The following is a 23795-nucleotide window of genomic DNA, read 5'->3' on the forward strand; positions in this document are numbered from 1 at the left end:
GCCGGAGCGTGCGTGATGCTACCCGCCGGACTACGTGGTCCGGCGATTGAGTGCCTTCCTGATCTCCGAAACCAGTTGTTGCTGCTGATACGGCTTGCGCAGTTGAGGAATGCTCGTGTCAGCGCCTTCGGGCAATTCGGCGTAGCCGGTGGCGAGAATTACCGGCAGGTCGGGACGCAGGGTTCGCGCCGCTGTGGCCAGTTCGAGACCGGTCATGCGCGGCATCGAATAGTCCGTCAGCAACAGGTCCACGCGCTGCCCGTTGCGCAGCACATCGAGCGCCGCCGCGCCTGATTCCGCTTCCACCACCTGATGGCCCAGATCCTCCAGCAGATAGGTGGTGCTGGTCGCGATGAGCGGATCGTCGTCGACCACCAGAATGACGGCCGGCACATCCACGCTGTCGGTTGGCGCGGCTTCGACTGGTGCCAGCCGGGTCTCGACGCCTACCTCCGTATCGCTCACCGGCAACCACAGCGACGCCCGCGTGCCGCGCCCGGGACTGCTTTCGAGCCGTAACGCGCCGTTCAACTGCTGCGCGAGTCCGTGGATCATCGACAAGCCGAGGCCCGTACCCTTGCCAATCTCCTTGGTGGTGAAAAACGGCTCGGTGGCTCGGGCCAGCGTCGCGCTGTCCATGCCGACGCCCGTATCGCTGACCAGCACCCGCACATACTCGCCCGCGCGCAACTCGCGCGTGCCCGACGAGCGCACGGTATCGACGGAAATGGTCAGGGTGCCGCCATCGGGCATCGCGTCGCGCGAGTTGACGACGAGGTTGAGGATGGCGAGTTCGACCTGGTTGGCGTCGAGCATGGTGGGCGGCGACGCCGGGCCCGTTTCGATCTTCAGCTCGACGGCCGAACCAATCGAACGCTCCAGCAGATCGGCCATGCCCGCAATCAGCGACGACATGCGCACAGGCTCGACCTTCAGGTTTTGTTGACGGGCAAACGCGAGCAGCCGCTGCGTCAGTGCCGCGCCGCGTTGCGCGCCCCGGAACGCGCCGTCGATCAGCCGCAGCGTGCGCGCATCCTGGATCACCTCTTTGCGCGCCAGTTCGAGGTTGGCAATGATCGCCATCAGCAGATTGTTGAAGTCGTGCGCGATACCGCCCGAAAGCTGGCCGACCATTTCGAGTTTCTGGATCTGCCGCAGCAGTTCTTCGGTCTGCTCACGCTGGCGGATTTCCTCGAGCACACTCTGGTGCGCCTTCTCGAGTTCGTCCGTGCGCGCGGCGACTTTTGCCTCGAGTGTTTCGTTCAGGCGTCGCAACGATTCTTCGGAGGTCTTGCGCGCAGTGATGTCGGAAGAAACGCCCACCATGCGATCCGCTCTCACGCCGTCGCCGGGCACATAACGGGCGCGGATTTCGACCCAACGCACGGTGCCGTCTGGCCAGACGTTGCGATACTCGATCTCGTAGTCGCAACGGGTCTGCACGGTGCGCGCCACCGCCGCCTGCATGCGCTCGCGGTCTTCAGGATGAACGCTGGCGAGCAGGGTTTCATAGCTGAAATCGGCCTGACCCGCGTAGCCATAAATCGCCTTGCAGGTGGCCGACGCCGTCAGAATACGCGTGGACAGATCCAGCTCCCACGAGCCGAGGTGGCCGGCGGTCAGCGCGGTATGAAGCCGCGCCTCGCCTTCATGCAGCTCGTCGATGCGCGAGCGGGCTTCGAACTGCCGCAGCCGTCCACGAATGGCGGTGCTCACCACGCTAGCGAAGGTGGTGGGATGGAATGGCCGCTCGATGAACGTGACGTTGCCGAGCGTGTGGGTCAACCGCGAAACCATCGGCGCGCGGTCGGTCGTGCCGGCCCGTTGCGTCAGCACGATGAACGGCATATCGGACCACGCCGGTTGCCTCGCGACCCAGTCCGAAAGCGGACGCAGGTCGGCACGCGCAAGAGCTTCTTCGGTGACGATGGCGCAGCAGACATCATCGCCCACCCGCGAGGTGAGATCGTCGACATCGCGGCATATGCTCGAGGCGACGCCAACCTCGTTGAGAAGTGCAACGGCAACACTGGCATCACGCCCCGAGGGCGCGAGAATCAAGGTCGGACGGGGGTCAGGCATTGCTCCCACCGTCTGTATTCGCGCGCAGCAGCGGATCGCTGCTGCCTACGAAGGTCGGCACGCCACGCAGCACGCCCTGGAACTCAGTGAGCGGTTGGCCCACTGAAAGTCCGGTGCTGCCGATCCTGAACTCACGAATCGATTCTTCGTGGTGCCCCGTGCGCTTCTTGATCACGGAGACGGCGCGGCGCACCCGGCCAAGCGCCTCGAAATAGCGCAGCAGGATCACGGTATCGGCCAGATACGTGACGTCGACGGGCGCCTTCATGTCGCCCACGAGACCGTGCTGGGCAACCGTCAGGAACGTGTTGGCGCCCTGCCGGTTGAGGTATTGCAGCAGTTCGTGCACGTGCAGGATCAGCGCGTTTTCCTGCGGCATGGCGGCCTGATAGCCGTTCAGACTGTCGATCACGATCGTCTTGGCCTGCGCCGCATCCACGCGTTGTCGCACGCGATGCGCGAATTCGCCGGGCGAGAGTTCCGCGGCGTCCACCTGTTCGATATGCAGACGGCCGTCCGCGCGCATGGCTTCGAGGTCGATGCCCATCTTGCGAACACGGTCGAACAGCAGCCCCAGTTCCTCGTCGAACACGAAGAGGGCCGCCCGCTCACCGCGTCTCACTGCCGCGGCGATGAACTGCAGCGCAAAGAGACTCTTGCCCGTGCCGGCCGGTCCCAGGATCAGGGTGCTGGAACCCTGCTCGACCCCGCCGCCGAGCAGCGCATCGAGTCCCTGCACATCGCTCGTCACCTGATTGCGCGTGAAGCGCGTGTGATGCTCGCCGGAGACGAGGCGCGGATACACCGCCACGCCGCCCTTTCTGATCGTGAAGTCATGGAATCCGCCGCGATAGGCGCGGCCGCGGTATTTGGACACCTTGAGGCGGCGTCGCTCGGCACCGTAGTCCGGCGACAGTTCTTCCAGTTTGATGACGCCGTGCGCAATGCTGTGCACCGTCTTTTCCGAGGTCTCCGAGGTCAGGTCGTCGAGCAGCAGAACCGTTGCGCCGTGACGGGCGAAGTAATGTTTGAGCGCGAGGATTTGCCGGCGATAGCGCAAGGAATTCTGCGCGAGCAGACGGATTTCGGAGAGGCTGTCGATCACGACGCGCTGCGGCTTCACCCGCTCGAATTCGCCCAGAATGGCCCGGGTGGTTTCCCCCAGTTCAAGGTCCGACGAATACAGCAGACTTTGTTGCTGGTCCGCGTCGATCAGACTTTCGGGCGGCACCACTTCGAAGATGCTGACGCCCTCGCCGATCTCCCATCCATGCGATGCCGCGCCGTTACGCAACTCGCGTTCCGTTTCCGACAGGGTGACGTACAGCCCCCGTTCGCCGGCCTGCAGGCCCGCCATGAGAAAACTGATGGCGACGGTGGTTTTGCCCGTACCGGGGTCGCCTTCGAGAAGGAAAAGATTACCTTGCGCGAGGCCGCCCGACAGGATGTCGTCGAGACCGGGTACGCCGGTGCGAGCCACGGGCTGAGCGTCGATAGTAGTAGTCATAAGGCGCTCCGGTCGGTGTCGTGAGCATGCGGGAAAGCGTGGGTGGCGAGGTCTGGCAACGCGCGTCGGCGGGCGCCCCTGAACCCGGTCGTGATCGCCCGGATGGCCCGGGTCAGGTATGCACGGCAGACATAGCAAGACCATAGCACATTGATGCCGCGCTACCGGATCGATCAGGCCCCGCCCGCCGTGACGGTTGCCGCGCCGCATGGCCTGCACAGCCAGAAACGGGGGTGCCAGGCAGCCGCGCATTATCCAGTTTCTTCGCATACGGCATGCGGATTTCGCCTCTTTTTGAAAGACAGCGCGATTCCTAGACTCCTATCCTTGGTTGGACGCAACTTGAGGAAAAGGAATGATGATGAAAGCAGCACGTTTGCATGAGTTCGGCAAGCCATTGGTTCTGGAGGACATCCCTATCCCCGAGATCCAGGCCGATGAAATCCTGGTCAAGGTGACGGCCTGCGGCGTGTGCCGCACGGACGCCGAACTGGTCGACGGGTACTTCCTGAAGTACTTCGATATCCCCACCCCCATCACACCCGGCCACGAGATCACGGGCCGCGTGGCCCGCATCGGCCAGCAGGCCACCGAGGCCGGCTTTCAGGAAGGCGATCACGTGGTGGTGGTGCCCGGCTGGGGCGACGGCACCTGCCGTCATTGCCAGGTGGGCAATACCCAGCTGTGTCCCAATGTGCGCTTTCCGGGTTTCGGGCCGCACGGCGGGTTCGCCGAGTTCCTGCCGGTGCCCGCGCGCTATCTGATCAAGGTGCCGCGCGAACTCTCCTTCGAACACCTCGCGCCGCTCACGGACGCGGGTCTCACGCCGTATCGTGGCGTCAAGAAGCTGCTCAAGGCGGAAGCGCTCGGTCCCGACCGCGTGCTCGGCGTATTCGGCATGGGCGGACTCGGCGGCTACGGCGTGCAATATGCGAAGTTGCTGGGCGGCGGCGTCAGGATCGTCGCGTTCGATCACGACGCGGAGAAGCTGGCCCGCGCCGCCGGCTACGGCGCGGATTTCTCGGTCAATCTCAAGGGCGCCTCCAAGGCCGATCTGGAAGCCGAGTTGCAACGGCTCACGGGGCAACCGGTGCTCGACGCCATTCTCGATTGCGTCGGCGCCCCTGAGCTGATGCAGCTCGGGTTCAGCCTGCTTGGCACCAGCGGCCACTATGTCGATGTCGGTTTGCTCGGCGATCGGGTGGATATTCCGCTCTTTCCGCGCATCAATCGCGAGCAGTCGTTCTATGGCTCGAACTGGGGCAACTACATCGACCTGAGCGAGGTGATGGCGCTCGAAGCGGCGGGCAAGATCCAGCACACCACCACACCGATCCGCTTCGAGCAGATCAACGAAACGCTGGATCGTCTGCGCGAAGGCACGCTGGTCGGGCGGGCCGTGGTGATCTTCTGACGCGCGCGCCGCGCTCGTGGGTGCGGCTCACCCGGACCGTGCCTGCGACGCCTCATACGGAGCGCGCCGGCATGGTCCGGATACTTTGGCGCATTACGGCGCATTCCAACGCATCAGGGCGCCTTGCCCGCGTCGAGGCCGAGGAAGCGGAATGGCGGCGCGGGCTGAAAATCGCCGGACACTTCGCCTTCAAAGGTATTGCGTTGATCCTTGCCGAGGTCCAGACGTTTCACCGGCGCCCCCGCTGAAAAATCGATCTTCTTGAGATCGACCCAGAATGTATTGGGCGTCAGCGCGGATTCGAAGAAATACAGCATGCGCTTGTGATCCGCCACCGTGCGCCAGCGCGTGGACGATATGTTCGGCTCGTCAGGCGTGTTGATACCGAACGGCACGGAAACGTTGCGGATCACGCTGAACACGCTGGCCAGCGCCACCTCCGGATCTTCGCTTTTGGGAATCGCATTGATATAGAACGAGGCCCGCGCGAAACGATCCGCCGAACGGTTCGTGCCCGGCAGCCAGGTCGTGCCGCCAATCTGTTTCCAGTATTCGTTGAGCGCGAGTTGTTCGTCGAAGATGGGCGAATTCGTCATCACCTGATATTGCCGCCCATGATGGATGACCTGGCGCCCGCCGATGTACTCGACGATGGCGCTGTCGCCGCTAGCGTCCGACATTGCCAGATGCAGTGTGGTGAGACGTTGCTCGCCGGGCACGTTGTCCGTCACGATGGTGAACGGTCCCTTCTCCAGCGCGGCCACCGCTTCGGATACGGTGGCAAAGTTATCGAGCACGTATTGCGCCCACGCGGCGATGGTGAGACCGGGCTTCGACTGCTTGCCGAACGACGGGTATTGCGATTCGGCGAGCCAGAGCAGTTCGGCGGCAAGGCCCTTCTCGTTCATGCCGTCGGTGGTGGAGACGTCGTAGCCGGTGGCGACCACGCTGCCGTAGCGGGCCGTCCAATGCAGCGAATTCGGCCCGGCTTCGCCACTACGCGCGATGCCGCGCGGCAGGATGTAGAGATTGGTGGCGACGTCGAGTTTCCAGTCCATCGAGCGCGCGGTGATGACGTCGTCGTTGTCGCCGAGATAGACCACGCGTGTGCACGCAGACGCGGTGAGCGCCGTGCCGACGAGCGCGAACAAAAGTGCGGTGGTGACAAGACCCGTGACGAGCAGACGGAACGAACGGCGCATGGCGACTCCCTTGATGAAGCGAGACGGACACCGAATGCGCGATACCGGCATGCAGAGGAAGTAGCGCCAGCCGGCTGGCGGATGGCTTGCGCCTGATACATCGCGTCGGTTGCAGCGACTTCAAGGCGAAGTATTGAATCCCCGCAACGCGTTTGTCAATTGCGAGGCGCAACGAGTCGCACGATTGAGGCTTACCGTGCAGCGCTCGCGCCGCCTTGCAAAGACGGCGGCGAGCGCGCGTGAATCAGCAAGCCTGCTGCATGACGTGCATGCATGCGTTCGAATACGTTTAGCTATGCTTGAAGAGTTCGAGTTCGCCCTTCTTGTACAGGTCGCGAACCTTGCTCGACAGCGTGGCGGTCGGCTGCTGCTTGCATTCGCCGATCACTGCTGCAACCGGCGTGGCGGTATCGACCACCGTGGTGACCGTTTCGCGCACGCCGAGCTTGTCGGTGCCCGACACCCAGTACACCAGCGCCGGCTTGTAGGCGTCGTCGACGGCGAGAAAATCCGAGCAGGTCATTTCGGCGGGTTTCACCGGCTTCGCGCTTTGGGCGAAAACGAGCGGCGAGACACACAGGCTGGCCAGCATGGCGGTAGCAACGATAAAGCGTTTCATACGATTCTCCAGATAGACGATTGCAAGATTTTTCACCCTGCCAGGCGGCAGAGCCGTGGGCAGCATCACCAGTGGGCTGTGCTGATGGAATGCATCGTATCGGCGGAAAGTGAGCCGAGAATTACGCCTTCGGAATGCGCGGTTCCGCGTCCTGCATCTGCCCATTCATGTGCCGGTTCATTTGCCTGTTCATGTGCACATTCACTCGCTCACCGGCACAGGTGACGCACGCCCTGCTTTCCTAATTCCAGGCTCATTTTTCCGCCGCACACTGCGCTCCGTGATAGCCCTGATACGTGCAGAAACCCGCGACATTCAGCGCTTATCCGCAGGATTCGGAACCATCACTCAAGGGAAGCGATCATGGAATACGACGGACAAGCAGGCTTTCGGCCCTACGTTGACGCCTTACTCGAGCGGCTCGGCAAGCAGCCAGAGCGCGTCGTGCTACGTCATCTGGACGGCGATGTGACAGCCGGCGAACTGCGCAGTGCGATCTTCCGGCATGCGCGCGTGCTGAGCGCGCTCGGGATTGGCCGGGGCGCGCTGGTCGCACAACTCGCGCCGAACTGCCCCGAGGCACTGGCAATCCGTTACGCGGCGAATCTGCTCGGCGCGGCCACCCTGTTCGTGCCGGCGTTGTCGAGCAAGCAGCAGCGCGCCGCGTTGCTGGCGCGCATCAAGCCCACTCTGCTCGTCGTATTTCGTGAAACCGTTCAGTTGATTCCCGACGACTTCGATGGCCGCGTGATGTTCGTCGGCATCGGTCCCGAGTCGGCCCGTCTCGACCGGCTCGCGCAACGGCAAGCTGATCTGCCGTTGCGTGGAGACGCGAGAGCTGACGAACTCGCGGTGCTGGTGTCGTCGGGCGGCACGACGGGCGTGCCCAAATGCAGCCGCCGTTCGTTCGCCACGTATTCGGAGATGGTCAGCGCGCCGGCTAACGAAAACCGCCGGCAGCTCATCAACGGGCCGCTTGCGTATCTGTCACAGGTGCTCGTCGACATGACGCTCATCGGCGGCGGCACGGTAGTGCTCAGACCGCGCTACGTGCCGGCGGAAACGCTCGCGACCATCGAATCGGAGCGGATCACCGACGCGTTGATGGTCGAGCCACAACTGTTCGAAACGATGGATCACCCGGACGTGAGCCGGCGCGATCTGTCGTCGCTGCGCTCCGTGATGCACGTGGGTGGCTCGGCGCCCGCCGTGTTGCGCGAACGCGCCATTGCGCGGCTCGGTCCGGTGCTCACGCATATGTATGGCGCGAGCGAACTCGGCCCCGTCAGCGTGCTGGCTCCGTCCGAATACGCAGCGAACAAGGACGTGTTGAATACCGCCGGCCGGATTCGCGCTGGCGTCGAACTGCGCGTGCGCCGCGCCGATGGCACGTTGGCCACCACGGGACAAAGCGGCACGCTCGAAGTGAAATCGGCTAGCGTGGCCCAGGGCTATTACCACCAGCCGTATGAAGACGCAAAAAAGTTTCGTGACGGCTGGTGCCTGACGGGCGACGTGGGCTTCATCGACGAAGCGTGTTATCTGCACGTCACGGGACGCGCGGCCGATGTCGCGGAGATCGACGGCATGGCGATCGGCCCGACCCAGATCGAAGACGTGCTGTGCCGTCTGCCCGATGTGCGTTATGCCGTGGCGCTCGCCGCCAATCACGCCACCGGCGAATACGCGTGGAACGTGCTGATCGAACCGTGGGTAGGACAGGTGAAACTCGCGCGCTGCATGCACAGGCTCAATGTCGAGTTCGGCCCGTTCGTGGCGGGACGGATTCGCTTTCTCATCGTCGACAAGGTGCCGCACACCGAGCAGGGGAAAGTGGACCGCGTCGCCATCGAAAAGATGATTCCCGACGATCTGCAGTCGAACTACCACACGTTCTATGCGATCGCGCCACGCGTCGAACCCGCGATGCACGCCGCCTGAAGGTGAATGAGGGCGATGGCGCTCCGGCACAGGTGAGCGCGATATGCCAGAATCGCAGCCATGACCTGGATCGCCGCCCTGCCGATGTACAACGTCACGCCCACGCTCGCCGCCGACTGGCGCGCGTGGCTGGGCGATGTGCTGCGCGCGGTCGACCCGCAAACGCAAATCGTCGAACCCGGTGACGATCTGCATGCCCTCTGGCGCCGTTCTGACCTGCTGATCTCGCAGACCTGTGGCTATCCACTGGTGACGGCTCTATCGCAGCAGGTCCAGTTGATCGCCACGCCGCATTTCGACGCGCCCGGTTGCAGCGGCGCGAATTATTCGAGCGCACTGGTCACGCACGCAGACGCGCCGTTCGAAACGCTCGCGGCCTGTCGTGGCGCTCGTGCGGCCTACAATCAGGATGACTCGAACAGTGGCATGAATGTGTTCCGGCATGCGGTGGCGCCGCTGGCGCGCGAGGGTCGCTTCTTCGGCGCGACCTTGCGTACCGGTTCGCATCTCGGCTCGTTGCGCGCCGTGGCGCAGCATCAAGCGGACGTGGCCGCGATTGACTGTGTAACGTATGCGTTCGTTTGCGACGCCTTGCCGGAACTGGCGCAGCAGGTGCGCGTGCTGGGATGGACGGCTGCGTCCCCAGGCTTGCCGTTGATCGCCGCACGCGATGTGCCGCAAGCTAAAGTAGAGGCGTTGCGTGCCACGCTGCACGACTCGCTGAAGCAGGACCCGCAACGCGCGGCACGGCTGCGCCTCAGCGGCTTTTCAGTGTTGTCGTTGAGCGACTACGCGCGCATCACGCAACTGGAAAACGAAGCTCGGGCGCTGGGTTATCCCACGCTCGCCTGAATCTCCGCGCCACTAGCTAATGGCCGCAGTAAATCACTCGACGTCCAGCACCAGCAACTGCGCCCCGTCCGCTACCTGATCGCCCACCGCATACAGCACCTCCGACACCTTGCCTGCTGCCGGTGCGCCGATGGTGTGCTCCATCTTCATGGCCTCCATGACGATGAGCGGCGTGCCCTTCTCGACCACCGTGCCCGCTTCCACCAGCACCGCGATCACCTTGCCCGGCATCGGCGCGGTCAAACGGCCTTCGCCGTGTTCGGCATCAGCGGCGTGCGCCAGCAGGTTTTGCCATTCGAAGGCCTGCGCTTCGCCCAGACAGAACACGTGGAACACGTCGCCATCCACGAACACCCGGCCCGTGACATGCACGTCGCCCAGCGTCGCGCCATATTCGTGCGCGCCCTTGCCGCTCCACCAGGTGAAGCGATCGCGCTGGCCTGCGTACTCGAGCGTCGGCGTCGCGCCATCACGCGCGAAAGTCGCGGCAAACGCGCTGTCGTTCTCCACGTCGCGCCAGGCGAGCGTCTGCGTATAGCCGCCGTTCAGACGCCAATGCGACAGCGCATCCCACGGTGACGCACCATGTGCAGTGCCGCCTTCACGTGTCAGCAATGCCGCGCAAGCCAATGCCAGCGCTTCGCGGAACGGTTTTTTCACGGGCGCAAACAGCGTCTCGTGATGCCGCTCGATCAGGCCGGTATCGAGATCGCCACCCGAAAACGGCTCGCTCGTCACGATGCGTTGCAGGAACTCCACGTTGGTATGCGGGCCGACCACCTCGCAGGCGCGCAACGCGCGGCTCATGCGTGCCAGCGCTTCGGCACGGTTCGCACCATGCACGATCAGCTTGGCGATCATCGGATCGTAGAACGGCGTGATGGTGTCGCCTTCGCGCACGCCGCTGTCGATCCGCACCGGCGCGCGTGAGTTGTCAGCGCCAAGGCTGAACTCGACGCCTTCCGGCATGCGCAGATGCTTGAGCGTACCCGTCGACGGCAAGAAGCCACGTGCAGGATGCTCGGCGTAAATACGCGCTTCGATGGCGTGCCCTTCCAGTTTCAGTTGCGCCTGGGTGAGCGGCAACGGTTCGCCGCACGCCACACGCAACTGCCACTCCACCAGATCGAGCCCGGTCACCATTTCGGTGACCGGATGTTCGACCTGGAGACGCGTATTCATCTCCATGAAATAGAACTGGCTCGCGCCGGTCATGATGAACTCGACCGTGCCCGCGCCCACGTAATTCACCGCACGGGCCGCTGCCACGGCGGCTTCGCCCATCGCGCGGCGCAATTCGCCGGACAGACCCGGGGCCGGTGCTTCTTCCAGCACCTTCTGATGGCGACGCTGCACCGAGCAGTCGCGATCAAACAGATACACCGCGCCGCCCTTCTGATCCGCGAACACCTGCACTTCGACGTGACGCGGCCGCGTCAGATACTTTTCGATCAGCACGCGGTCGTTGCCGAAGCTGCTCGCCGCTTCGCGCTTGCACGACGCGAGCGCCGCCGCGAAGTCCTCGCTGCGCTCGACCACGCGCATGCCCTTGCCGCCGCCGCCTGCGCTCGCCTTCAGCAGCACCGGATAGCCCATTGCGTCCGCTTCGCGTTGCAGCAGCAGCGCGTCCTGATCGTCACCGTGATAACCCGGCACGAGCGGCACCGCCGCGGCATGCATCAACGCCTTGGCGGCGGCTTTCGAGCCCATCGCCGCAATCGCTTCGACCGGCGGTCCGATGAACACGATGCCAGCGGCTTCGCACGCTTGTGCGAAGTCCTCGTTTTCCGACAGGAAGCCGTAGCCGGGGTGGATGGCCTGCGCGCCCGTTGCCTCAGCCGCTGCGATGATGCGCTCGTAGCGCAGATAGCTTTCGGCCGCGGTCGCGCCGCCGATATGCACCGCTTCATCGCAAGCCGCCACATGCTTGGCATTGGCGTCCGCATCGGAATACACCGCCACGCTCGCAATGCCGAGCCGCCTGCAGGTTGCGGCCACCCGGCAGGCAATCTCGCCACGGTTCGCAATCAGAATCTTGTTGAACATGAGGTGTCTCGATGAGAGGTCGCCGAACGGTGCCATTCGGGCGTTGTTGTTGTGCGGGAGCCTGCCTCGCGAGGCCGCATCAGTTGCGCCATGCCGGCGGGCGTTTTTCGAGGAACGAGGCCACGCCTTCGCGCCCTTCGGCGCTGGCCCGTACCCGCGCGATGCGCGCGGCCGTGTCGTCGATCAGCGCCTCATCCAGTTCGCGGGACGCGAGATCCTGCACCAGTTGCTTGCAGGCCCGCACCGCCTGCGGACCGTTGGCGCACAACGTGGCAGTGAGCTGCTCGATGGTGGCATCCAGTTTGTCTTCGCTGACGGCTTCGCTGACGAGGCCGAGGCGCAGCGCGGTGGCGCAGTCGAACAGTTCGGCGGTGATGAAATAGCGGCGCGCGGCCTGCTCGCCGAGTGCGCGGATCACATACGGCGCGATGGTGGCGGGAATCAGTCCGAGGCGTGCTTCGGAAAGACAAAAGCGTGCGGTGTCTGCTGCCACGACGATGTCGCACGCGCACAGCAGACCCATGCCGCCCGCGTACGCGTCGCCGTTCATGCGCGCCACCACGGGCTTGCTGCAACGGTAGATGGCCGACAGCATCGCCGCCAGACGCAGCGCGTCCGCGTGGTTCTCCGCGTCGGAGTAACCGGCCATCTTCTTCATCCAGTTGAGGTCGGCGCCGGCGCAAAAGGCCTTGCCGTGCGCCGCCAGCACGACGGCACGCACCTCGTCACGCTGGTCCAGCGCGTGAAAGGCGGCGGTCAGCTCCGCAATCATCGTTTCGTTGAATGCGTTGCGCACATCCGGCCGGTTCAGCGTTACCGTCGCCACGTGTCCTGCCAACGTGACGCTCAAGGTTTCGTATTGCATCGCGACTGACTCCTTCACTCGTCAAGGCTTCGCAACGAAGCGTCACATTCTGAACACACCGAAGCGCGTCTCTTCGATGGGCGCATTCATCGCGGCGGACAATCCCAGCCCGAGCACGTCGCGCGTCTGCGCGGGGTCGATCACACCGTCGTCCCACAACCGGGCGCTCGCGTAGTAAGGATGGCCCTGATGCTCGTATTGCTCGCGGATCGGCTGCTTGAACGCCTCTTCCTGTTCGGCGCTCCAGGTACCGCCCTTGCCTTCGATGCCGTCACGCTTGACCGTGGCCAGCACGGAGGCGGCCTGCTCGCCGCCCATCACCGAAATGCGCGCGTTGGGCCACATCCACAGAAAACGCGGTGAATACGCGCGGCCGCACATACCGTAGTTGCCTGCGCCGAACGAACCGCCAATGATCACGGTGAACTTCGGCACCTTCGCCGTGGCCACCGCCGTGACCATCTTCGCGCCGTTACGCGCAATGCCTTCGTTTTCGTACTTGCGGCCCACCATGAAACCGGTGATGTTCTGCAGGAACACCAGCGGAATCTTGCGCTGGCAGCACAGTTCGATGAAGTGCGCGCCTTTCAGGGCCGACTCGGAAAACAGAATGCCGTTGTTGGCGATGATGCCAACCGGGTGCCCCCAGATGTGCGCAAAGCCCGTCACGAGCGTGGTGCCGTAGCGTGCCTTGAATTCGTCGAAGGCGGAATCGTCGACGATCCGCGCGATCACTTCGCGGATATCGAACGGCTTGCGCGTATCCACGGGGATCACGCCGTAGATGCTCTGCGCGTCGTAACGCGGCGGCTTCGGCTCCTGCAATACCACCGGCACCTGCTTGCTGCGATTCAGATTGCCAACGATGCTGCGCGCGATGCCCAGCGCGTGCGCGTCGTTCTGCGCGAGATGATCGACCACGCCCGACAGGCGCGTATGCACGTCGCCCCCGCCGAGATCTTCCGCGCTCACAACTTCGCCGGTTGCGGCCTTCACGAGCGGCGGCCCGCCGAGAAAAATCGTGCCCTGGTTCTTGACGATGATCGACTCGTCGCTCATGGCCGGCACGTAGGCGCCGCCCGCCGTGCACGAGCCCATCACCACGGCGATCTGCGGAATGCCGTCCGCGGACAGATTGGCCTGGTTGTAGAAGATGCGCCCGAAGTGATCGCGATCGGGAAACACGTCATCCTGATTCGGCAGGTTGGCGCCGCCCGAATCCACCAGATACACGCACGGCAAGCGGTTTTCCGCGGCGATTTCCTGCGCGCGGACGTGCTTTTTCACGGTGACAGGATAGTACGTGCCGCCCTTGACCGTGGCGTCGTTGCAGACGATCACGCATTCCTGGCCGGCAATGCGGCCAATGCCTGTGATGACGCCCGCGCCCGGCGCGTCGTCGTTATACATGCCGAACGCCGCCAGTTGCGACAGTTCGAGGAACGGCGTGCCCGGATCGAGCAGTTGCGCAATACGGTCGCGCGGGAGCAACTTGCCGCGGCTCACGTGTTTGTCGCGCGCCGCTTCGCCGCCACCCAGCGCGAGCTTCTCGATCTTCGCGCGCAGATCGGCCACCAGCGCTTCGAGCGCCGCCACGTTGGCGCGAAAATCTTCCGAACGCGGGTTCAGTTTGCTTTCGATGATCGGCATCGTGCGCTCCTATGCCGTTTCCGCAAACAGTTCGCGGCCGATCAACATGCGGCGGATCTCGCTGGTGCCCGCGCCGATTTCATAGAGCTTCGCGTCGCGCCACAAACGGCCCACCGGATATTCGTTGATGTAGCCATTGCCGCCGAGAATCTGGATCGCCTCGCCGGCCATCCACGTGGCTTTTTCCGCGGTGTAGAGAATCACGCCGGCGCAGTCCTTGCGCATCTGCCGTACGTGCTCGGAGCCGAGCGTGTCAAGTTGCTTGCCCACCGCATACAGATACGCGCGGCACGCCTGCAAGGTGGTGTACAGATCGGCCACCTTGCCCTGGATGAGCTGGAATTCGCCGATGGACTGGCCGAACTGCTTGCGATCGTGAATGTACGGCACCACGGCGTCCATGACGGCAACCATGATGCCGGTCGGGCCGCCCGCGAGCACGGCGCGCTCGTAGTCGAGCCCGCTCATCAGCACCTTGGTGCCGCCGTTCAGTTGACCGAGAATATTTTCTTCCGGCACTTCGACGTTCTCGAACACCAGCTCGCCCGTGTGCGAGCCGCGCATGCCGAGCTTGTCGAGTTTCTGCGCCACCGAAAAGCCCTTCATGCCCTTCTCGACGATGAACGCGGTGATGCCGCGCGGACCGGCTTCGAGATCGGTTTTGGCGTAGACCACCAGCGTGTCGCAATCCGGCCCGTTGGTGATCCACATCTTGGTGCCGTTCAGCACATAGTGGTCGCCCTTGCGGTCCGCGCGCAGTTTCATGCTGACCACGTCCGAGCCCGCGTTCGGCTCGCTCATGGCGAGCGCGCCTACATGTTCGCCGGACACGAGCTTCGGCAGATACTTGCGCTTTTGCGCTTCGGTGCCGTTGCGATGAATCTGGTTCACGCACAGGTTCGAATGCGCGCCGTACGAGAGGCCGACCGAGGCCGAGGCGCGCGAGATTTCTTCCATCGCGATCATATGCGCTGTGTAGCCCATATTCGCGCCGCCGTACTCCTCCGATACCGTCATGCCCAGCACGCCCAGATCGCCGAACTTCTTCCACAGGTCCATCGGAAACTGATCGGTGCGGTCGATTTCAGCGGCGCGCGGGGCGATTTCCTTTGCCGCAAAACCCGCGAGGCTGTCGCGCAGCATTTCGATCTCTTCACCGAGCGGGAATTGCAAACCAGGCAGGTTACTCATTGCAGTGTCTCCAGGAATTCACGGGCATTCACAGCCGTTCTTGGGCGTCGGCGCCGCTGAGGGCGGCCAGATAAGACGAATTTCACGCTAGATTTACGTATACGTCAATAGGTATTTATGAGTGACACTCAGATATCCCCATGACCCTGCTGAAGCCAATAGCGGCGTGCTAAACTCGGTCAACCCCGGATGCCTCGGGTGCTCAAATCTGAACCGGACTCATATGATGGCCGCATCGAAGATGGCCGCCCCTGCCGAAGCCGGGCCCGTCACACACTCTGTCGCGCGCACTGAGCTGCCCGCGTCGCGCCGCGAGCCGGCCGGACGCAAATCGCAACAGCGTGTGAAGGAGATTCTTCAGGCGGGCCGCGACGTGTTCTCCGAGAAAGGCTACGAGCGCGCCACGACCGCCGAGATTGCCCAGCGCCTGGGCATTTCCGAGGCCACCGTGTTCAGCTACTTCCGCGGCAAGCGCGAGTTGTGTGCGCGCGTGATCGGCGACTGGTACGACGAAATCATCGAGGCCATCGAAAGCGGCCTGCCTCGCGACGGCAGCGTGCGGCAACAGTTCGCGTTCATCGTGCGCATGCATTTGCGGCTCATGCTGGTGAACGGCACCGACCTGTGCGCGCTCGTGCTGTCCGAGGGCCGCGCCCGGCATCACGAACTCAGTGAAGCGCTGACGGAATTGCAGCGCCGCTATACGGCGCCGCTCATGCGTGTTCTTGCCCAAGGTCAGGAAACCGGCCAGATTCGCACGGATATGCCGCTGCGACTGCTGCGCTCAATGGTGTTCGGTCCGATGGAACACGTGCTATGGGACGCAACGCTGGCGCGGCGCCAGACGGATATCGAAGCTACCGCCGCCCAGTTGATCGAGGTGTTGTGGGCCGCGCTGCAACCGCCCGATGCGGCCTTGAGCGCGTTGCAGCAGTTTCGCCATGACGTGGCCGAAGCGAACCGGCGTCTCGCGCAGGCGGAAGCCGCGCAGAAGGCATAGTGAGCGAGGGTGTTGGCGGTAGCGAGGCGTGGCACCGAACGTGCTGGGTCAATCTGCGGTAACGTCATCCGCACGGCGCTGAGACGAGCCGACCTTTTGCACCGACTCGCGCATCGAACCCCGCACGGCACAAAGGAAACCCGCACATGGCAACCCGCAAGCAATCGCGTATCAGGATTGGCATTGGTGGCTGGACCTTCGCGCCCTGGCGCGGGGTCTTCTATCCCGACGATCTGACGCAGAAGCGCGAACTCGAATACGCGAGCCAGCAACTCACTTCCATTGAAATCAACGGCACGTTCTACGGTTTGCAAAAGCCCGAGAGCTACGCGAAGTGGCACGACGAAACGCCCGACGACTTCGTGTTCTCGCTGAAGGCCCCGCGTTATGCGACCAACCGGAAGGTGCTGGCCGACGCGGGCGACAGCATCGAACGTTTCTTTGGCAGCGGGCTCAGCAATCTGAAGCAGAAGCTCGGGCCGATCAACTGGCAGTTCGCCACGACCAAGCAGTTCGATGCCGAAGACTTCGAAGCCTTCCTGGCGTTACTGCCGAAGCAACTCGACGGCCATCCGTTGCGACACGCGCTCGAAGTGCGGCACGAGAGCTTTCGCGATGAAGCCTTCATCAAGCTGGCCAGCAAGTACGGCGCCGCGATCGTGCTTGCTGGAGACAGCGAATATCCGCAGATTGCCAATCTGACCGCGCCGTTCGTGTACGCGCGCATCATGGGCACGACGCAGTCGCAGGCCAAAGGTTATTCGAAGGCCGCGCTCGACGCGTGGGCCGAACGCGCGCGCCTGCTGGCGGCGGGCGCCGTGCCCGAGGATCTGGAAAAGGTGCCGGGGCGTGCGCCCGCTAAAAGCGTGCGCGACGTGTATCTCTACGTGATCAGCGGCTTCAAGGAACGCAATCCGGCCGCGGCGATGGCGTTGATCGAGCGGCTTTAAGTTGTGTTGCTGCTGAGCGGCAGGCAAAGTGCCCGGAGCGTGGCCACCCCTATTCCATCAACTCGTCCGCGCGCGATAAAAACAGCTTCAGCACCGGCGACGTATTCGACTTGCTATAGCCCATCACCAGATCGATGGTGGGCGCTTCGCCTTCGAGCGGACGGCTCACCACCGACCACGGCAGCAAGTTGTTCGCATACTCGGGCAGCAGCGCCAGACCCCGCGTGGAAGCCACCAGCGACATCGCCATCGCGAGATTGTCCACACCGTGTTCGGGCGTTACTTCGAGCGCGTTGTCCTGCAAGTACTGCTTGATCACCTGATGCAGCACAGTGGCCTTATTGGTGGCCATGATGAACGGCTCGCCGGCGAAATCTTGCGGGCGGATCGTGTCCCGTTCCGTCAACGGATGATCGCTCGGCATCAGCACCACGAGTTTCTCCTTGCTGACCACGCGATAGTCGAGGTCGTAGCCCGGCTCGGCCCGCAGAAACGCCAGGTCGAGCTTGCCGCGCGCCAGCGCATCGGCGAGGTCGGGCGAATAGTGACTGGACACGGTCACGTCGATCTTCGGCAATTCCTCGCGCAACACCTGCATGGCGCGCGGCAGCCAGGTCATCTCCTGGCCGGTCAGAAATCCAAGCGCGAATACCTGCTTGCTCGGTTGCGCGGCGCGGCGCGCGGCCTCGGTGGCGGCGTCCACCTGTGACAGCGCGAGCCGCGCGTGATCGAGAAAAGCCTTGCCGGCCAGCGTCAATTCAACGCCCCGCGCACTGCGGCTGAACAAGGCCGCGCCCACCTCGTCTTCCAGATCGCGGATCTGCCGGCTCAGCGAAGGCTGCGACGTGAAGAGGCGCTGTTCGGCCGCCACGGTCAGGCTGCCGGTTTCGGCGACCGCAATGAAGTAACGCAAATGGCGAAGTTCCATGAGGCCCTTGGGTTGTTGCCCTGCTCTGGGTCGATGCTTCGGGTCGATGCTTCGGGTCGATGCTTCGGCTCGATGCTTTGAGTTGGAACTTTATCCAACCATGCCTGACAGGCATGCCCGCCAGCCTACAAAGTCTTTTCCCTTCACGCAAGCCCTCACTACATTAGCTGTCAGACGCGGCGCGACGACAGCTCGATGCACCAAGACAGCTAGCGACGCCCGCCCCCTTCATGCCTGCCATCTATACATCGCAAAGGACTTCAATCATGGAAAAGCCCGTCGTTTTGATCACCGGCGCACTCACCGGCATTGGCCGCGCCACCGCCTTCGCATTCGCCGACCAGGGCGCGCGCCTCGTCGTTTCCGGCCGTCGCGCGACCGAAGGCAAGACGCTCGAAGCCGAACTCCGCGAACGCGGCGCGGATGCGGTATTCATCCAGGCCGACGTGCGCATCGACGAAGACGTGCGTCAGCTCGTCGATCAGGCCGTCGAACGTTTTGGCCGTCTCGATGCTGCCGTGAACAACGCCGGCACCGAAGGTCAGCCGGGCCGGATCGTCGACCAGAGCGCCGAGAGTTACGCCGCGACCTTCGAGACCAACGTGCTCGGCACGCTGCTCAGCATGAAGCACGAACTGCGCGTGATGCAGGCGCAAAAACGCGGCAGCGTGATCAATATTTCGTCCACCTACGGACATGAAGGCGCCGCTTTCGCCTCCGTCTACGCCGGCAGCAAGCATGCGGTCGAGGGCATGACCAAATCGGCCGCGCTCGAAGCGGCCGGTGACGGCGTGCGCGTCAATGCGGTCGCGCCTGGCCCGACCGACACCGGCATGCTGGATCGCTTCACGGGATCAGCGGAACGCAAGGCTGCGCTCGCCAAGGGCGTGCCGCTGGGACGGGTCGGCAAGCCGGATGAAGTCGCGCGTGCCGTGCTGTTCCTCGCCTCTGCTGAAGCATCGTTCGTGACCGGCCAGATCGTCACGGTCGATGGGGGCAAGACGGCCGGTTGAGCACGCGAGGCGAGGCACATCATGCGTCCTCTTGGCGGCAAGACCGCGCTCGTCACGGGCGCGTCGCGCGGCATCGGCCGTGCGAGCGCGCTCGCACTTGCACAGGCCGGCGCGCAGGTGCTGGTTCACTACTGCAGTGAAGACGAGGCAGCCGACGAAGTCGTCGCCGCGATCCGCGAGACCGGTGGTCACGCGCGGAAAGTGGCGGCCGATCTGCGCGCGCCCGAAGGCCCCCATCAACTGGCACGCCGCGTACGGTTGATCATCGGCGCGCGGCTCGACGTGCTGGTCGCGAGCGCAGGCATCGTCAGGGACGCGAGTCTCGAAGACACCTGTGTGGCCGATTTCGACGAGCTGTTTGCGCTGAACGTGCGCGCCCCCTACTTTTTGCTGCAGCAGTTGATGCCCGCGTTATGCAAAGGCAGCAGCGTCGTGCTGGTTTCGTCGCGCAGCGTGGATGCCGACGTTGGACAGCGCGCGGCGTACGCGGCGACCGCTGGCGCGATCGAGGCGCTGGTTGCGCATTTCGCGCATTCGCTGGGCACACGCGGGGTGCGGGTGAATGCCATTGCGCGCAGTGCGACGGGGCGCGCGGGCGGCAATATGGCGTGGGCCGACCTGCCGCGTCGTCATGGGGCCTCATTCGAAGGCGAGACCGATCTGCGTTCCGCGCGGCAAGCCGACGATGTCGGCGCGGCCGTCGCGTTCCTCGCTTCGGCGGCGGCGCGCTGGATCACGGGCGAAGTGCTGACGGTCGAAGGCCGATAGAAAGGTTCGGCCCAAAGTGCCTGCGTCGCCGCTCTGTCTGGCAACCCCTGCCGGCCCTCGCCGGCCCTCGCCAGCCCAGACGGCGCGTGGTACGCGCCGGAATCTGCGCAGGATTGTTAGCCGAATCCAAACTAAGTTTTCACCTGGCACGCGTTTATCTGTCCAGAACCCATCTATATGATCCGGACTTGAGTGTCGCCCCATGCGCCTTGCGCTCTGCTATTGGCTCGCGCGCATGACGTCAAAACCATACGACGTGAACGCAACAGGAATCGAATTGGATACCGCCGCTACATTGAAGCCTGCCCGTGACCCCTGGTCCGCCGTGATATCGCGCCTGAAAGGCGATGGCGCGGAAGCCTTGTTGCAGGTGATCGAAAAGGTCAGTCAGCCCATCCGCAAGGCACGGCGCGACAGCGCCCCGTGCGCGAATCGCGGCAGTGCGGTGGATCGCGCCCGCACCGCGCCGTCCCGGCCGAAGAGCACCCGCGTGACGTTCGTCGAACGCTTCACGGCGAAATCCATCTCGATCACGTGGCGCGATGCTACCGCGGCGAACTACAGCGAGCAGTTGTGGATTCGCCGCATTGCGCGCTCACATGGCGTCTGTGCACTGACGGGCGCGTCTATCGTACGCGGCGACGCGGTCTATAGTCCCGCAGGACGCACCGCCATGCGGCCGGCCAACTGCGCGCAGATGGTGCTGGCCTCCGTGCTGGAAGAGCTGGAGTAAGCGCGCGGGCCTGGTGTGAGTGTTAATGCGGGTGTGGGTGCGGGTGGCACGAAGCCGGTTCGTGGTTTGCGGTTCGCAGTTCGCAGCTGCTCGAAGGTTTTGCAAGCGCGCGTCGTGGATGCCTTTCGCCCATGTGAACCGCAGCACGCCACGTGGACCGTGCGCCGCGCGAGGCGTCAGATAAATGCTTCATATGCCTCTCAGGCATGACCACCCGCCCAGAAAGTCTTTTCCCTTTGCCCGTTACGCCGCTAAATTGCATGTCATGGCAGCGACGCCTAACCGCAGCACCAAACGATCCATTCAAGGAGATTTGTCATGGCAGGCAGCGTGAACACCGCAGGCAAGACCGTCAAGATTCCGGGCCCCGACCATCCCATCACGATCGAAGCCGATCCGTCACATATCGTCGTGACGCTCGGTGGCAAGACCATCGCCGATACCCGCAACGCACTGACGCTGCGCGAAGCAGCCTACCCGGCCGTGGTGTACATCCCACGTGAAGACGTGGACATGTCGCTGCTCGAACGTACCGACCACTCCACCTACTGCCCGTACAAGGGCGATTGCTCGTACTATTCGATCCCGTCGGGCGGCGCACGCTCGGTCAACGCGGTCTGGACGTACGAGAGCCCGTACGACGCGGTCGCGCAGATCAAGGAACACGTTGCGTTCTATCCGGATCGCGTCGATGCGATCGAAGTCCGGGCAGACTAAGAACCCACTATCGAGGCCCACTGTCTACGATGCGCCAGGACACGCCGCATCACGGCGTGTCCGGATGCGTTGTCCGCGCGGCCGTCCGGTAGCGCTTCGGCGCATTGCCGGTCACACGCTTGAAGGCGACGCTAAATGCGCTTTCGGATGCGTAACCCAGTTGCTCAGCGATCACGTTGACGGGCGTATCGTCGTCACGCAGTGCGCGGGCGGCAAGCCGCATGCGCCACTCCGTCAGATAGGTCAAGGGCGCAAGCCCCGACACCGTTTTGAAGTAAGCCGCGAAGCTGGTGCGCGACATGGCGGCGAGTGCGGCCAGTTCGCCGAGTTGCCACGCCCGTCCCGGCTCGCCGTGCAGCTTGCTCAGCACGGGCCCGAGACGCCTGTCGTGAGCCGCGCGCAGCCATCCCGGCGGCAGCGTCTTCGAGGTTTCCAGATGCACACGCAGTGCCTCGATGAACATCAGTTGTGCCAACTGTTCGGATGCCAGCGTGCGGCCCGGCAGCTCGCCGTCCCGTTCGCGCACCATCTGTTCGAGGAGTTGCACCAGAACCGCCGCACGCGGCCACGCCGCGCGTATGTGCAGCAGCGGCGCGAGCGCATGGGTCACTAGTGTGGCGTGCTCGGCGTCCAGCAGAACGTCCACGACGAGGGCAAGGAAGTCATGGGCTTCGCCCGGACCCGAACCCGAGCCCGACGCCGCCGGTGCTTGAGCACGTGCGGCGCCGGCTGGGGCCCGCGGCGGATCACTCGAGACCACCAGCGCCTCGCGTGTGGATAGCAGAAGCACATCGCCCACCACGACACGCGCAGAGGTGCCCCCTTCCAGCCACACCCAGCTCGGGCCCTTCACCACGCTGAGCAACCTGACCTGCTCTGCCGCGCGCGACCGGAACGACCACGCACCATGCGCAGACAAGCTCTCCGTCACGACACAGCGTGCCCGGATCAACTGCAGAATGTCGGAGAACGGGTCGACTTCCATGTGCGGATTGTCATGTTAGAACGACTAACTTTCAAGCGTTGCGGCTCCGGTTCGCGCGGTGCTGGCGCTGTTGGGCAGCCTGGTTTGTAGTCGGCTTCGTGACTGTTATAGTTTCCGGTCCGGCTTCTGGCCGCCCCCGATTCGTTCTGCACGAGGTATGGATGCCCGCCCAACTCACCTCCGCCATTGCATCGAAATTCGCGCGACTCGCGCTCGATCACCTCACGCGCGAATATCCGAACAAGCTGACGCATGCGCTCGCCGGCCCGCAGGACGTGCGCAACCCGCGCACGCTGCATCCCATCTTTTACGGCAGCTACGACTGGCATTCGTGCGTGCATGGCTACTGGCTGATCCTGCATCTGCTGACGCGCTTTCCCGATCTGCCGGAGGGGCCGCGCATCGTCGCAGTGGTCGACGAGCACTTCACCGACGCCAACGTGGCCGGCGAGCGCGCCTACCTCGATCTGCCGCACAACCGCGGTTTCGAGCGTCCGTACGGCTGGGCCTGGCTGCTGGCGCTCGCCGCGCAGATCGAGGCCGTGCCGCTCGCCCAGTCCACGCGCTGGCGCACGACCTTCGCGCCGCTGACGGAGGCCTTTGTCGAACGCTTCGAGGAATTTCTGCCCAAGGCGACTTATCCGCTGCGCGTGGGCACGCATTTCAACATGGCCTTCGCGCTCGCTCTCACGCTCGACTTCGCGCGGCAGACCTCACGCGCTTCGCTCGAAGCGCTGGTGGTCGAGACCGCGCAGCGCTGGTATGCGCACGACGTGGCCTGTCAGGCATGGGAGCCGGCCGGCGACGAATTCCTCTCGCCCGCGTTGATGGAGGCCGAACTGATGCGGCGGGTCTTGCCGCCCGCGCAATTCATCACATGGTTCGATGCATTTCTGCCGGCGCTCGCCCGGCATGAACCGGCCACGCTGTTCGAACCCGTCACCGTGTCGGATCGCAGCGACGGCAAGATCGCCCACCTCGACGGCCTGAATCTCAGCCGCGCATGGTGTCAGCGCTCGCTGGCCCGTGCGCTCGCGGCGGACGATCCGCGCCAGACCGCCTTGAACGAGGCAGCCGAACGCCATCTGGAGAGCGCACTGGCGCACGTCGCCGGGGACTACATGGGCGAGCACTGGCTTGCAACTTTCGCTACGCTAGCACTGGAGGCGTGATCCGCTACGCGGTTAATGCGGTTAATGCGGTTAATGCGGTGATTGCGGTGATTGCGGTGATTGCGGTGATTGCGGTCATTGGCGCGGGGCGGTTTTTCAAGCCCGCTCAATGGCCGCGAGGGCCGCTGTGAGCAGCATCGCGCTAAACGGTAAACAGCCG

21 protein-coding genes are annotated in these 23795 nt (G+C 64.0%); 11 read left to right on the top strand and 10 right to left on the bottom strand.

Annotated features, from left to right (window positions below; translation table 11 throughout):
- Positions 1 to 30 precede the first annotated feature (30 nt).
- Both D0B32_RS27280 and D0B32_RS27285 read right to left on the bottom strand, forming a co-directional pair.
- Positions 31 to 2082, bottom strand: coding sequence for a hybrid sensor histidine kinase/response regulator (locus tag D0B32_RS27280; RefSeq protein ID WP_181969922.1), 2052 nt, complete (start codon positions 2080 to 2082; stop codon positions 31 to 33).
- Positions 2075 to 3589, bottom strand: coding sequence for an ATPase domain-containing protein (locus tag D0B32_RS27285; RefSeq protein ID WP_117337431.1), 1515 nt, complete (start codon positions 3587 to 3589; stop codon positions 2075 to 2077). The genes D0B32_RS27280 and D0B32_RS27285 overlap by 8 nt, the downstream gene beginning before the upstream one ends.
- A gap of 361 nt (positions 3590 to 3950) precedes the next feature.
- Here D0B32_RS27285 and D0B32_RS27290 point away from each other — a divergent pair, with 361 nt between their 5' ends.
- Complete coding sequence (locus D0B32_RS27290) at positions 3951 to 5003, top strand: NAD(P)-dependent alcohol dehydrogenase (protein ID WP_117337482.1); 1053 nt, start codon at positions 3951 to 3953, stop codon at positions 5001 to 5003.
- Between the two features lie 113 nt (positions 5004 to 5116).
- Here D0B32_RS27290 and D0B32_RS27295 read toward each other — a convergent pair whose 3' ends face one another.
- Entirely contained in the window at positions 5117 to 6205 is a 1089-nt protein-coding gene (locus D0B32_RS27295) for a linear amide C-N hydrolase (RefSeq protein WP_117337432.1), read from the bottom strand.
- Positions 6206 to 6494: 289 nt separating this feature from the next.
- Complete coding sequence (locus tag D0B32_RS27300) at positions 6495 to 6824, bottom strand: HdeA/HdeB family chaperone (RefSeq protein WP_117337483.1); 330 nt, start codon at positions 6822 to 6824, stop codon at positions 6495 to 6497.
- A 363-nt stretch (positions 6825 to 7187) separates the two neighbouring features.
- Here D0B32_RS27300 and D0B32_RS27305 point away from each other — a divergent pair, with 363 nt between their 5' ends.
- Complete coding sequence (locus D0B32_RS27305; RefSeq protein ID WP_117337433.1) at positions 7188 to 8765, top strand: class I adenylate-forming enzyme family protein; 1578 nt, start codon at positions 7188 to 7190, stop codon at positions 8763 to 8765.
- A gap of 60 nt (positions 8766 to 8825) precedes the next feature.
- On the top strand, positions 8826 to 9617 hold the full coding sequence (locus D0B32_RS27310; RefSeq protein ID WP_117337434.1) for a phosphate/phosphite/phosphonate ABC transporter substrate-binding protein: 792 nt from the start codon (positions 8826 to 8828) through the stop codon (positions 9615 to 9617).
- 33 nt (positions 9618 to 9650) lie between these two features.
- Here D0B32_RS27310 and D0B32_RS27315 read toward each other — a convergent pair whose 3' ends face one another.
- The 4 genes from D0B32_RS27315 to D0B32_RS27330 all read right to left on the bottom strand — a co-directional run bounded on the left by D0B32_RS27315 (position 9651) and on the right by D0B32_RS27330 (position 15369).
- On the bottom strand, positions 9651 to 11663 hold the full coding sequence (locus tag D0B32_RS27315) for an acetyl/propionyl/methylcrotonyl-CoA carboxylase subunit alpha (RefSeq protein ID WP_117337435.1): 2013 nt from the start codon (positions 11661 to 11663) through the stop codon (positions 9651 to 9653).
- A 79-nt stretch (positions 11664 to 11742) separates the two neighbouring features.
- Positions 11743 to 12528 (bottom strand): enoyl-CoA hydratase/isomerase family protein, encoded by a 786-nt coding sequence (locus D0B32_RS27320; protein ID WP_117337436.1) that lies wholly within the window; start codon positions 12526 to 12528, stop codon positions 11743 to 11745.
- Between the two features lie 42 nt (positions 12529 to 12570).
- On the bottom strand, positions 12571 to 14178 hold the full coding sequence (locus tag D0B32_RS27325) for a carboxyl transferase domain-containing protein (protein ID WP_117337437.1): 1608 nt from the start codon (positions 14176 to 14178) through the stop codon (positions 12571 to 12573).
- Between the two features lie 9 nt (positions 14179 to 14187).
- Positions 14188 to 15369, bottom strand: coding sequence for an isovaleryl-CoA dehydrogenase (locus D0B32_RS27330; RefSeq protein ID WP_117337438.1), 1182 nt, complete (start codon positions 15367 to 15369; stop codon positions 14188 to 14190).
- Positions 15370 to 15610: 241 nt separating this feature from the next.
- On the opposite strand from D0B32_RS27330, the gene D0B32_RS27335 reads away from it, so the two are divergent.
- Together D0B32_RS27335 and D0B32_RS27340 are read left to right on the top strand one after the other, a co-directional pair.
- Positions 15611 to 16369, top strand: a complete 759-nt coding sequence (locus D0B32_RS27335; RefSeq protein WP_117337484.1) for a TetR/AcrR family transcriptional regulator — start codon at positions 15611 to 15613, stop codon at positions 16367 to 16369.
- A 146-nt stretch (positions 16370 to 16515) separates the two neighbouring features.
- Positions 16516 to 17319, top strand: a complete 804-nt coding sequence (locus D0B32_RS27340; protein ID WP_117337439.1) for a DUF72 domain-containing protein — start codon at positions 16516 to 16518, stop codon at positions 17317 to 17319.
- A 49-nt stretch (positions 17320 to 17368) separates the two neighbouring features.
- Here the strand turns inward: D0B32_RS27340 and D0B32_RS27345 are convergent, their stop codons facing one another.
- Positions 17369 to 18247 (bottom strand): LysR substrate-binding domain-containing protein, encoded by an 879-nt coding sequence (locus D0B32_RS27345; RefSeq protein WP_117337440.1) that lies wholly within the window; start codon positions 18245 to 18247, stop codon positions 17369 to 17371.
- Positions 18248 to 18513: 266 nt separating this feature from the next.
- Between D0B32_RS27345 and D0B32_RS27350 the strand changes: the two genes are divergently transcribed.
- The 4 genes from D0B32_RS27350 to D0B32_RS27365 all read left to right on the top strand — a co-directional run bounded on the left by D0B32_RS27350 (position 18514) and on the right by D0B32_RS27365 (position 21478).
- A complete protein-coding gene (locus tag D0B32_RS27350; RefSeq protein ID WP_117337441.1) occupies positions 18514 to 19260 on the top strand; it encodes an SDR family NAD(P)-dependent oxidoreductase in 747 nt (248 codons plus the stop codon).
- Positions 19261 to 19281: 21 nt separating this feature from the next.
- Positions 19282 to 20028: an SDR family oxidoreductase gene (locus D0B32_RS27355; RefSeq protein WP_117337442.1), complete on the top strand. Its 747-nt coding sequence runs from the start codon at positions 19282 to 19284 to the stop codon at positions 20026 to 20028.
- Positions 20029 to 20263: 235 nt separating this feature from the next.
- A complete protein-coding gene (locus D0B32_RS27360; RefSeq protein WP_259295166.1) occupies positions 20264 to 20761 on the top strand; it encodes a DUF3331 domain-containing protein in 498 nt (165 codons plus the stop codon).
- Between the two features lie 318 nt (positions 20762 to 21079).
- Positions 21080 to 21478: a DUF427 domain-containing protein gene (locus D0B32_RS27365; protein ID WP_117337444.1), complete on the top strand. Its 399-nt coding sequence runs from the start codon at positions 21080 to 21082 to the stop codon at positions 21476 to 21478.
- A gap of 49 nt (positions 21479 to 21527) precedes the next feature.
- Here D0B32_RS27365 and D0B32_RS27370 read toward each other — a convergent pair whose 3' ends face one another.
- Positions 21528 to 22463, bottom strand: coding sequence for an AraC family transcriptional regulator (locus tag D0B32_RS27370; protein ID WP_117337445.1), 936 nt, complete (start codon positions 22461 to 22463; stop codon positions 21528 to 21530).
- A 161-nt stretch (positions 22464 to 22624) separates the two neighbouring features.
- On the opposite strand from D0B32_RS27370, the gene D0B32_RS27375 reads away from it, so the two are divergent.
- On the top strand, positions 22625 to 23635 hold the full coding sequence (locus tag D0B32_RS27375; RefSeq protein WP_117337446.1) for a DUF2891 domain-containing protein: 1011 nt from the start codon (positions 22625 to 22627) through the stop codon (positions 23633 to 23635).
- A complete protein-coding gene (locus D0B32_RS33010; protein WP_259295167.1) occupies positions 23632 to 23766 on the top strand; it encodes a hypothetical protein in 135 nt (44 codons plus the stop codon). The genes D0B32_RS27375 and D0B32_RS33010 overlap by 4 nt, the downstream gene beginning before the upstream one ends.
- Positions 23767 to 23795 lie beyond the last annotated feature (29 nt).

The organism is Paraburkholderia sp. DHOC27 (assembly GCF_003429005.1).
In the GTDB taxonomy this organism is placed as follows: Bacteria; Pseudomonadota; Gammaproteobacteria; order Burkholderiales; family Burkholderiaceae; genus Paraburkholderia.